9 protein-coding genes are annotated in these 10967 nt (G+C 73.2%); 7 read left to right on the top strand and 2 right to left on the bottom strand.

The window, feature by feature from the left end; genetic code table 11:
- Positions 1 to 25: 25 nt before the first annotated feature.
- On the bottom strand, positions 26 to 1078 hold the full coding sequence (locus BIU97_RS16370; protein WP_071263264.1) for a zinc-binding dehydrogenase: 1053 nt from the start codon (positions 1076 to 1078) through the stop codon (positions 26 to 28).
- Positions 1079 to 1157: 79 nt separating this feature from the next.
- Between BIU97_RS16370 and BIU97_RS16375 the strand changes: the two genes are divergently transcribed.
- Both BIU97_RS16375 and BIU97_RS16380 read left to right on the top strand, forming a co-directional pair.
- Positions 1158 to 2072, top strand: coding sequence for a DUF3097 domain-containing protein (locus BIU97_RS16375; protein ID WP_071298176.1), 915 nt, complete (start codon positions 1158 to 1160; stop codon positions 2070 to 2072).
- Positions 2073 to 2881: 809 nt separating this feature from the next.
- Positions 2882 to 3535, top strand: coding sequence for a spermidine/putrescine ABC transporter substrate-binding protein (locus BIU97_RS16380; protein WP_071263258.1), 654 nt, complete (start codon positions 2882 to 2884; stop codon positions 3533 to 3535).
- A gap of 16 nt (positions 3536 to 3551) precedes the next feature.
- Here BIU97_RS16380 and BIU97_RS16385 read toward each other — a convergent pair whose 3' ends face one another.
- The gene (locus BIU97_RS16385; RefSeq protein ID WP_071263256.1) at positions 3552 to 3974 is read right to left on the bottom strand and encodes a DUF3054 domain-containing protein; all 423 of its coding nucleotides are present in this window, start codon (positions 3972 to 3974) and stop codon (positions 3552 to 3554) included.
- A 72-nt stretch (positions 3975 to 4046) separates the two neighbouring features.
- Between BIU97_RS16385 and BIU97_RS17415 the strand changes: the two genes are divergently transcribed.
- The 5 genes from BIU97_RS17415 to BIU97_RS16410 all read left to right on the top strand — a co-directional run bounded on the left by BIU97_RS17415 (position 4047) and on the right by BIU97_RS16410 (position 10567).
- The gene (locus BIU97_RS17415) at positions 4047 to 5636 is read left to right on the top strand and encodes an inositol monophosphatase family protein (protein ID WP_139196086.1); all 1590 of its coding nucleotides are present in this window, start codon (positions 4047 to 4049) and stop codon (positions 5634 to 5636) included.
- A gap of 198 nt (positions 5637 to 5834) precedes the next feature.
- A complete protein-coding gene (locus BIU97_RS16395) occupies positions 5835 to 6599 on the top strand; it encodes a hypothetical protein (protein ID WP_071263253.1) in 765 nt (254 codons plus the stop codon).
- Between the two features lie 59 nt (positions 6600 to 6658).
- On the top strand, positions 6659 to 7675 hold the full coding sequence (locus BIU97_RS16400) for an ATP-binding cassette domain-containing protein (protein ID WP_071263248.1): 1017 nt from the start codon (positions 6659 to 6661) through the stop codon (positions 7673 to 7675).
- Positions 7672 to 8517: an ABC transporter permease gene (locus BIU97_RS16405; protein WP_071263246.1), complete on the top strand. Its 846-nt coding sequence runs from the start codon at positions 7672 to 7674 to the stop codon at positions 8515 to 8517. Before BIU97_RS16400 ends, BIU97_RS16405 begins: the two co-directional genes overlap by 4 nt.
- 136 nt (positions 8518 to 8653) lie before the next feature.
- Positions 8654 to 10567 (top strand): amino acid transporter, encoded by a 1914-nt coding sequence (locus BIU97_RS16410; RefSeq protein WP_441294403.1) that lies wholly within the window; start codon positions 8654 to 8656, stop codon positions 10565 to 10567.
- The last annotated feature ends 400 nt before the right edge of the window (positions 10568 to 10967 follow it).

Below are 10967 nucleotides of genomic sequence, written 5' to 3' on the forward strand. Positions count from 1 at the left end.
CGGACGTGCGTCTCGGCGCGCGCCGCTACGGGCGCAGCAGCACCTTGATCGCGCGGCGCTCGTCCATCGCGGCGTAGGCCTCGGCGGCGTCGTCGAGCGGCAGCTCGAGGTCGAACACCTTGCCGGGCTCGATGCGACGCGCGAGCACGTCCTCGAGGAGCTCCGGGATGTACGCGCGGGCCGGGGCCATGCCGCCGCCGACCGTGATGTTCTTCGCGAACAGGAACGGCATCGGCAGCTCCGGGTCACCCGCCGGCACGCCGACGTACCCGACGTTGCCGCCGGGACGGACGACCCGCAGGGCCTGGTCCATGCTCTCCGCGGTGCCGACGGCCTCGAGGGCGCAGTCGGCCAGGTCGCCGCCGAGCAGGTCCCGGACGGCCTGCACGCCCTCGTCGCCGCGGGTCTCGACGACGTCGGTCGCGCCGAACTCGCGCGCGAGCGCCTGCCGGTCGGCGTGCCGGCTCATCGCGATGATGCGCTCGGCACCGAGGCGCTTCGCCGCGAGCACGGCGGACAGCCCGACGGCGCCGTCGCCGACGACCACGACGGTCTTGCCGGGGCCGACCTCGGCCGAGACGGCGGCGTGGTGGCCGGTCGAGAACACGTCGGACAGGGTCAGCAGCGAGGGGACGAGGTCGTCGTCCACCGGGCCCGGCACCCGCACGAGCGTCGCGGCGGCGTCCGGCACGCGCACGAACTCCGCCTGGGCGCCGCCGAGCGGCTCGCCGTAGGCGTCCGGCGTGACACCGAAGGTGGAGCCGTGGTCGCACCCGCTCGTCATGCCGTGCGCACACGCCTGGCACGTGCCGTCGTTCGTGGTGAACGGCGCGATGACGAAGTCGCCCGCTGCCAGGTCGCTGACCTCGGCACCGACGGACTCGACGACACCGACGAACTCGTGGCCGATGGCCCGGGGCTCCTTCGTGTCGCGGACACCGCGGTAGGGCCAGAGGTCGGAGCCGCAAACGCAGGCCGCGACGACCCGGACGACGGCGTCGCCGGGGAGCCGGATGCCGGGCTGGTCGCGCTCCTCGACGCGGATGTCGCGGGGGGCGTGGATGACTGCTGCGCGCACGGACGTGCCTTCCGTCGGGGGATGCTGGGATCGGCCGGTCGTCCTCGTCCGGGGCCGCATCGACAGTACTCTCGTGCGGGTGGACGAGGACCGGTACGGCAGTGACGTGCTCTCGGGCGACTGGCGCTCGAAGGGCCTGAAGAAGGTGCGGCAGGTGCCGCTCGAACGGGACATGGTGCTCGAGGACCCCGACTCCGGCTGGGCCGGCGCGGTCGTCGGGCTCGAGGCGGGCAACGTCGCCCTCGAGGACTGGAAGGGCCGCACCCGCTCCTTCCCCTTCACCGGGCAGTTCCTGCTCGAGGGCGAGCTCGTCACGCTCGGCCGCCCGCAGGCGCCGGTCGGCCGGTCTGCCGCAGCCGCACCACCGGACAGGAGGCCCGGGGCGGCTCCGGCGGTCAAGCACGCGTCCGACGGCGGTCGCCTCCGCACCGCGTCCGGATCGTTCGCCGTCGAGCAGCAGCGTGCCCGGGTGGCCCTGCCCTCCCGGATCATGGTCGAGGGCAAGCACGACGCCGAGCTCGTCGAGAAGGTCTGGGGCGCCGACCTCCGCGTCGAGGGTGTTGTGGTCGAGGAGCTCTCCGGCGTCGACAACCTCGCCGACGTGCTCGACGACTTCCGCCCGTCGCGGGAGCGCCGCGTCGGCGTGCTCGTCGACCACCTGGTAACCGGGTCGAAGGAGTCCCGGTTCGCCGACGCGGTGATGCGTGGCAAGTGGGGCGCGCACGTGCTCGTCGTCGGGCACCCGTTCGTCGACGTCTGGCAGTCGGTCAAGCCGGCCCGCGTCGGGCTGCGGGAGTGGCCGACGATCCCGCGCTCGATCGAGTGGAAGGCCGGCATCTGCCAGGCGCTCGGGTGGCCGCACGGCGAGCAAGCCGACATCGCCCGTGCGTGGCAGCGGATCCTCGGGCAGGTGCGCACCTTCGCCGACCTCGAGCCTCAGCTGCTCGGCCGCGTCGAGGAACTCATCGACTTCGTCACCGAACCGCAGGGCTGACACCCGGCCCCGTCGGCGCGGCGGGCCGGGCGCTCGTGGCGATCCGTGCCTCCCGTCCTTCCCGCGCTCTGCGCGAGCGGGCGGATCCGCTGGGTGCGGGGGTCGCGTGTGTGAGTGTTTGTGCCCGCTCGCGTGAGCGGGCGTTTTCAGTGGGTGTGGGGCCGTGCGTGTGTGCGTTTCTGCCCGTTCGCGTGAGCGGGCGTTTTCGGTGGGTGTGGGGGCCGTGCATGTGGGCGGTTCTGCCCGCTCGGCGAGCGGGCGGGTCGGGACGTCTCCGCCCCAGCGGTGAGCGGGCGGATGCGGTGGGTGTGAGGGCCGCGCGTGTGGTCGTTTCCGCCCGTTCGCGTGAGCGGGCGGTACGGGCTGGGGCGGGAGCCGCACGGGTGGGGATGTTTCCGCCTCAGCGGTGAGCGGGCCTTTTCGGTGGGTGTGAGGGTCGTGCGTGTGGTCGTTTCCGCCCGTTCGCGTGAGTGGGCGGATCCGGTGGGTACGGGAGTCCCGCGGGTGGGCGGTTCTGCCCGCTCGGCGAGCGGGCGGCATGGGCGGGTACGCCGCCGTGCGTAGGGCGGTACTGCCCGCTCGCGTGAGCGGGCGGATCCGGTGGGCGCGCGGCGCGGACAGGGGACCATTTCGCCCGTTCGCGGGAACGGGCTCGGGCGGTGGGCGTGCGGGGCGTGCGGGGTGGCGTTCGCGCCCGTTCGGGTGAGCGGGCGGATCCGGTGGGTGTGGAGGCGGCGGAGGGGACGATTCCGCCCGCTCGTGCGGGATGGCGGGGCGCGATCGGTGGCCGTGCTCCGTATCGTTGAGGGATGGACGGCATCGACGGACGCGTGCGCGGCGCGGTCGACGTCTGGCTGCGCTGGCTGCCGCGGTGGCAGATCGGCACCGCCCGGCCGCGGACCCGCATCTGCCGGAAGTGCACCGGGTCGCCGATCGCGAGTGCTGCGGGCTTCGGCCCCGACGTCCCGCACGCCGTCCAGCACGCCCTGATCGGTCGGATCTCGACGATCATCGAGGACGCCGTCGACGACTACACGGCGAAGAACCTGCCGCTGCTGCAGCGCGAACTGGAACGGGCGGCGGCGCGGAAGCGGCACGCCGGGTACCAGCCGGCCGAGGGGCTCTCGCCGGAGTTCCAGGGGCTCGACGTCGACCCCGAGCCGTCGCCGGGCGAACCGTTCCTGTTCACCCTCGACGAGCTGACCGGCACCGGGGCCGCCGAGCAGACGCCGCGCGAGCCGCTGTCCGACGAGGCGAAGGCGGCGCTCCGGCACGAGATCGGGCTGTCCGACGAGTGTGCTCGGTCGACCGGTACGGCGGTGTGCCTGGCGCTCATCGACCACCGTCCGCGGATCGCCGAGGCGGTCGAACGGCTGGTCGAGCCGCAGATCGAGGCGCTGGTGTCGGACATGTTCCGCGGCTTCGACGGCCCGGACGACGGCGCGCGATCCGGGCTCTTCTGACCCGGCCGCTCGGGGGTCACCGCCCGGCGGTCGTTCCCTGACGGGCGGAGCGGCGTTCCCGTGTGCGGAGGACGAGACGGGCGATCGCACGCCACCCGAGCAGGAAGACCCCGAGCACGATCGTCGCGACGATGACGAACGAGACCGGCAGTGGGTCGCCGTCGACGTCGCCCTGACCGGTCCAGACGCGGATCGCCAGCCCCACGGCGACGGTCAGCAGCCACACCAGGACGCCCGTCGGCCAGAGGCGCAGCGGTCGCTTCCACCCCGCCGTGGCGACGAAGCCGACCACCCAGCCGGCCAGGAACGGGTACGCCGTCGTCCAGAGGGCGCCCGCGGTGTTCGCCTCGCCGTGCGAGGACCGGCCGATGAGTGCGAACAGGACGATCAGGACGATGTCGACGACGGCTGCGAGCCATCCCCAGGTGCGTGCGGTCACCCGTCCATCATCGCAGCCGCCCGTTCACGGTCCGGTCACGCGGTGTTCGTCGAGATCGGCGACGATGCGGCGATGACGACGACACCGCAGGCCCCGGTCACGCATCGGACCCCGGCTGCGTCGCCCGGCGGGCACGGTGTCCGGCCGCCCCGCCTCGTCGCACTCCGCGGTGCGCCGCGCGTCCGCCGCGAGAACACGCTGCCCGCCGTCGCGGTGGCCGAGGCGCTCGGCGTCGACACCGTCGAGGTCGACGTCCGACGCACCGCCGACGGGGTCGCGGTGCTGCTGCACGACGAGACCCTCGGCCGGATGTGGGGGGACCGCCGCCGCGTGGCCGACGTCGACTGGTGCGAGGTCGCCCGGCTCGGCAACGGCCTCGACCGGATCCCGCGGCTCGACGCCGTGCTCGAGCGGCTCGACGGCTGCCACGCCTCACTGCTCGTCGACCTCGTCGACCCCGCCGACGCCCTCGTGGCGGCACGGACGGTCGGCACCGCCACCGGCTCGACCGCCGTCGCCTGGCGCGGCACACCGGACGCGATGGCCACGGTGCGCGCCGCGTTACCGGACGCCGAGGTCTGGCTGACGTGGGAGTCGCTCGCGCCGCCGACGGCCGCAGACCTCGAGGCCCTGCAACCGTCGACCCTCGACCTCGACGTCGCCTTCCTCACCCCGGCCACGGTCCGGGCCGCCCACGCCCTCGGGGTGCGGGTCGCGGCGCGGACGGTCGACGAACCCGCCCCGGCGCTCTGGGCGGCGCAGCTCGGCGTCGACGCGATCACCACCGACGACGTCGCCGGCATCCGGGCCGTGCTCGCCGCGGCGGAGCGCGACGGGTGGCCGGACCGCGACCGCGAACCCACCGAGGCCGAGGTCGCCGCACGTGCGCAGGCCCTGGCGCACCGGATCGCCCACGAGGTCATCGCCCTCACCCGGGAGCACCCCGTCGGCGAGGTGCGGGCGAAGGCCGACCCCGCCGACCTCGTGACCGACGTGGACCGGATGGTGGAGCTGCACGTCCGCTCCCGGGTGCGTGCCGCCTTCCCGACGCACGGCTTCACCGGCGAGGAGTACGGCGAGGCCCCCGGCGACCGGCACCGCTGGTACCTCGACCCCGTCGACGGCACCACGAACCTGGTGAACGGCGTGCCCTGGACGTCGATGTCGCTCTGCCTGACGCGCGGCGGCCGGCCCCTCGTCGGTGTCGTCGCCGACCCCTGGCGCGGCGAGGTGCTCGAGGCCCGACGCGGGCGCGGCGCCGTCCTGCGCGACCGTGCCCTGCAGCTCGACGACGCGCCCCGGTCGCTCGCCGGGGCGGTCGTCGGCACCGAGCTCGACGGGCACCGACCGTGGCCGGGCTTCGGGGCGTTCCTCGACGCGCTCGCCGACCGCTCGTGCACGGTCCGGGTGCAGGGTTCCGGGACGCTGACGATCGCGCAGGTCGCGGCCGGGCGGGGGATCGGCGCCTGCGTGCCGGCGTTCAACCCGGTCGACCACGGTGCCGCCGTGCTGCTCGTGCACGAGGCCGGCGGCGTCGTGCTCACCCGCGACGGGTCCGTCGAGGGCTTCCCTCCCGTCGGCGAGCCGTTCCTCGTCGCCCACCCCGGGGCCGCCGACGAACTGCACACCGTCTGGGTGCGCGCGCTGGCGACCGCGCGCTGACCACCCGGGCCGCGGTCCCGAGCCGGCCACGCGCGTGCGCACCGGGCGGGGCGGGCGTGCACCGGGCCTCCCGGCCGCTCGTCCGTCGCTCTCGGCGGACTCTGTGCAGGCGCACAGTCAGCGGCGCCCGTGCCTGCCTACTGTGGCAGTCCACGGCGGGTCCGACCGGACCGGCCGCGCACCGAAGGAGCACTGACCATGGGATTCCTCGACCGTCTGCTCGGACGCCCGGACCGCGACCGGAACGGGGACGCACAGCAGAACCAGTGGGGGCAGCCGCAGCAGCAGGGCTACCAGTACGGCCAGCAGTCCTACCAGCAGCCCGTGCAGCAGCCGGCCCCGTCCGGCGCACCCGCGGCCACCGACGACGAGCGTGCCGTCGAGCGGTACCGCTACCTGCTCCGGACCGCGCCGCCGGAGCGCATCGAGGAGGTCCACGCCGAGGCCTTCGCGACGTTGACCGACGAGCAGCGCCGCATGGTGTTCGACGAGTTCACGCGCACGGCACCCGCCGGTGAGGCACCGCGTGGCGACGACCCGCGCTCGCTCGCGCAGGCCGTCACCCGGTCGGAGATCCGCCAGCCCGGCTTCGCCGAGCGGTCGCTCGGCGGCGTTGGCCGCGGCGGCGCGGGCGGGATGGGCGTATTCGGCGGCCAGCGCGGCGGTCCCTCCTTCGGCAGCATGATCGGTGCGTCGATCCTCGGCACGGTGGCGGGCTACGTCATCGGGTCGGCGATCATGAGCGCGTTCCTGCCCGACCCCGGATCGTTCGACGGCGGTACGGATGCTGCGGGCGAGGGCGGATCGGAGGACACTGGTGCCGAGTCCGGTGACGGTGGTGCCTCCGATGGCGGTGGGGCCGACGGCGGCGGGTTCGAGAGTGCGGGCTGGGGCGACGGCGGTTCCGACTTCGGTGGCGGCGGCGGTGGCTTCGGTGACTTCGGTGGGGACTTCGACGTCTAGGTGACGGTCGTCGCTCCCACCGCTCGACGGATCTGCTGCAGGGTCGACGAGGGAGCGACATGGCCATCATCGAGGCCTCCGGGCTGACGAAGACGTACCGATCGAGGTCCGGGACGGTGCACGCGCTGACCGGACTCGACCTCTCCGTGCCGCAGGGCACGGTGACCGCGTTGCTCGGACCGAACGGCTCCGGCAAGACGACGACCGTGAAGGTCCTCACCACCCTCGTCACCCCGGACGCCGGCACGGCGACCATCGACGGCATCGACGTGGTCGGTGACCCGCAGACGACCCGGCGGTCGATCGGCGTGTCCGGCCAGTACGCGGCGGTCGACGAGAACCTGACCGGGTTCGAGAACCTCGAGATGATCGGGCGGCTGTACCACCTCGGCCGGCGGACGGCCCGCGAGCGGGCCCGCGAGCTCATCGACGTGTTCGACCTGTCCGAGGCCGGCGACCGTCCGGTCAAGGGGTTCTCGGGCGGGATGCGTCGCCGGATCGACCTGGCGGGCGCCCTCGTGATGAACCCGCGGGTGCTGTTCCTCGACGAACCCACGACCGGCCTCGACCCACGCAGCCGGCTCGCGCTCTGGGGCATCATCGAGGACCTCGTCGCCGGGGGCACCACCGTGCTGCTCACCACGCAGTACCTGGAGGAAGCCGACCGGCTCGCCGACGACATCGTCGTGATCGACGAGGGCACGGTCATCGCGGAGGGCACGGCGGACCAGCTCAAGGCACAGGTCGGCGGGCACCGGGTCGTCGTCACCCTGGTCGACGAGACCGACGGCGACGCGGCGACGACGGTGCTGCGGCGGTACGGCCGCGGCGAGGTGGAGACGTCGGGGGACGGGCGGACACGAGCGGTCGCGGTCGACGCCGGTCCCGCCGCCCTGCAGCGCGTCCTCGCCGACCTGAGCGCGGCGGGCGTCGCGCTCCACGACGCGGGGATGCGCCGCCCGACCCTCGACGACGTGTTCCTGCGCCTGACCGGCCACGCGGCCTCCGGGGACGACCCCGATCCGGACGTGCCGGGCACCCGTTCCGAGCGCCCCCGGAAGGAGACGGTCCGATGACGACCTCCGTCGGGACGGGGCGGCAGCTCCCCGTCGCGGTGACCGCACCGGTGGCGGTCTGGTTCGAGGACGGCTGGACCGTCACCAAGCGCAACCTGATCAAGATCAAGCGCTCGCCGGACATGCTCGTCTTCGCGGTGCTCCAGCCGATCATGTTCGTGCTGCTGTTCAGCCAGGTGTACGGCGGCGCGATCCGGGTGCAGGGCACCGACTACACGCAGTTCCTGATGGCCGGGATCTTCGCGCAGACCGTGGTCTTCGGTGCGACGTTCTCGGGGTCGGCGATGGCGCAGGACCTCAAGGAGGGGCTGATCGACCGGTTCCGGACGCTGCCGATGTCGGCGTCGGCCGTGCTCGTCGGCCGCACGAACTCCGACCTGGTGCTCAACGGCATCTCGATGGTCATCATGATGGCCACGGGGCTGGCGGTCGGGTGGCGGGTGCAGTCGTCGCCGACCGCGTTCCTGGCGGGCATCGCGTTGCTGCTCCTGTTCAGCTACGCGTTCAGCTGGGTGATGGCGCTGCTCGGCATGAGCGTGCGGACCCCCGAGGTGATCAACAACGCGTCGTTCATGATCCTCTTCCCCCTGACCTTCGTCTCGAACGCGTTCGTGCCGAGCGACACCCTGCCGCTGGTGCTGCGCGTGTTCGCCGAGTGGAACCCGGTGTCGTCGCTCGTACAGGCCGCGCGGGAGCTCTTCGGCAACGTCGGCACGGCGCCGGTCCCGGACGTCTGGACGATGCAGCACCCGGCGCTGACGGTCCTGGTCGGCATCGCGGTGATGCTCGTGGTGTTCGTGCCGTGGAGCGTGGCGAAGTACCGCAGGATCAGCGCGGCGTAGGGGCTCTCCACAGGCAGCTCCCGGGTGTACGCACCGGTCGTCCGGACGGCTTAGCATCAACCTCGTGACCGCGACAGACGCCGAGCGGGCCGCCCAGCGCGACGCCACCGAGCAGCCCCTCGACCGCAGTACCCGCATGCGCCGCTGGATGCTGCACGGCGCCGACCAGGGTGCCTCGCACCAGGGGCCGCACCAGGTCGAGGTGGAGAAGACCCACTCGTGGTGGCGGGTCATGTGCCTGACCGGCGTCGACTACTTCTCGACGCTCGGGTACCAGCCGGCGATCGCCGCGCTCGCCGCGGGCCTGCTGTCGCCGATCGCCACCATCGTGCTCGTCCTCGTGACGCTGTTCGGGGCACTGCCCGTGTACCGCCGGGTGGCGCAGGACAGCTTCAAGGGCGCCGGGTCGATCATGATGCTCGAGAAGCTGCTGCCCTGGTGGGCCGGCAAGCTGCTCGTGCTCGTGCTGCTCGGCTTCGCCGTCACCGACTTCATGATCACGATGACCCTGTCGGCGGCGGACGCCACGGCGCACATCGCCGAGAACCCGTACACGCCGCAGTGGTTCACCGAGATCCCGGTCCCGCTCACCCTGGCGCTGCTGCTCCTGCTCGGCATCGTGTTCCTGCGCGGGTTCAAGGAAGCGATCGGCATCGCCGTCGGGCTCGTCGCCGTGTTCCTCGCCCTGAACGCCGTCGTCGTGGTCGTCGCGCTGTGGCACGTGTTCGAGCACCCGATGGTCGCGAGCGACTGGTGGTCCGGGCTCACCGCGCAGCACAGCAACCCGCTCGTGATGATCGGCATCGCCCTCGTGGTGTTCCCGAAGCTCGCGCTCGGCCTGTCCGGGTTCGAGACCGGCGTCGCCGTCATGCCCCAGGTGCGTGGCGACGCGTCCGACGACACGAGCGACCGCCCCGAGGGCCGGATCCGCGGCACGAAGCGCCTGCTCACCGTGGCGGCCGTCATCATGAGCTCGTTCCTCATCACGTCGTCGATCGCGACGACCTTCCTCATCCCGCAGGCCGAGTTCCAGCCGGGCGGCGGCGCGAACGGCCGGGCACTCGCGTTCCTGGCGCACGAGTACCTCGGCGGCGTCTTCGGCTCGGTCTACGACTTCTCCACCGTCGCCATCCTGTGGTTCGCGGGCGCGAGCGCGATGGCCGGTCTGCTCAACCTCGTGCCGCGCTTCCTGCCCCGGTACGGCATGGCCCCGCAGTGGGCGCGGGCGACCCGACCGCTCGTCATCATCTTCACGCTCATCGCGTTCGTGATCACGATCGTCTTCGACGCCGACGTCGACGCCCAGGGCGGCGCCTACGCCACCGGCGTCCTCGTGCTCATCACCAGCGCGGCCGTGGCCGTGACGCTCTCCGCCCGCCGCAAGCAGCAGCGCGGCTGGACCATCGCGTTCGCGGTCATCTCCGTCGTCTTCGTGTACACGACGGTCGCGAACGTCATCGAGCGGCCGGACGGTGTGCGCATCGCCGCGATCTTCATCATCGCGATCGTCGTCGTCTCGCTCGTGTCACGCGTGCGGCGGTCGTTCGAGCTCCGCGCGTCGTCGATCGAGCTCGACGCGGTGGCCCGGCAGTTCGTCGAGGCCGACGCCGACCAGTTCAGCTCGGTGTGCATCATCGCGAACGAGCCCGGCGCCGGCACCGCCGAGGCGTACCGGTCCAAGGGCCGCGAGGAACGCCGCGACTCCGGCATCCCCGCGCGCGTGCCGACGATGTTCCTCGAGGTCCTGCCGGCGGACTCGTCCGACTTCGAGGAGGACCTGGTCGTCGAGGGGCACGTGGTGTCCGGCCACCGGGTGCTGCGGGTGCGCTCGGGGAACGTGCCGAACACCATCGCGTCGACCCTGCTCGCCATCCGCGACATCGCGGGCGTCGTGCCGAGCATCTACTTCGAGTGGAACGAGGGCAACCCGATCCGGAACGCCATCCGCTTCGTGTTCACCGGCGTCGGCGACGTCGCCCCCGTGACGCGCGAGGTCCTGCGCGAGGCCGAACCGGACGTGAACCGCCGCCCGACCATCCACGTGTCCTGACCGTGCCCCCGGGACCGCGGGCGGTGTCGGGGGAGCGCCGCGGTCCCGACGGTAGGGCCACGACGGTCGACGTCGCCGCGACGGTCCGGGGCACGACAGGCTTCGCCCCGGGGGTGCCACCCGCCGTCTTCGGGGTGGTCACCTCCGGGCTCGACGGCCTGGTGCTCGCCGCCGCCGCGGGTCGTGACTTCCTCGATGTCGTGCGACGTCGATCACGTCGCGGGGGTCGGGGGGTCTCCGGGGCGCGGTGAGCGGTCGTCGTGGAACGACGTGGTCGATGTCGTACGACGTCGATGGTGTCGCAGCGGCCCGGCGCTCGGCGTGGCCGCTGCCGGACCCCGCCGGCAGTCGCCTGCCGCCGCCACCGACCGTCCACCCTGCGCCGCCGCCGCCGCCGCCG

The organism is Curtobacterium sp. MCBA15_009 (assembly GCF_001864895.1).
In the GTDB taxonomy this organism is placed as follows: Bacteria; Actinomycetota; Actinomycetes; order Actinomycetales; family Microbacteriaceae; genus Curtobacterium.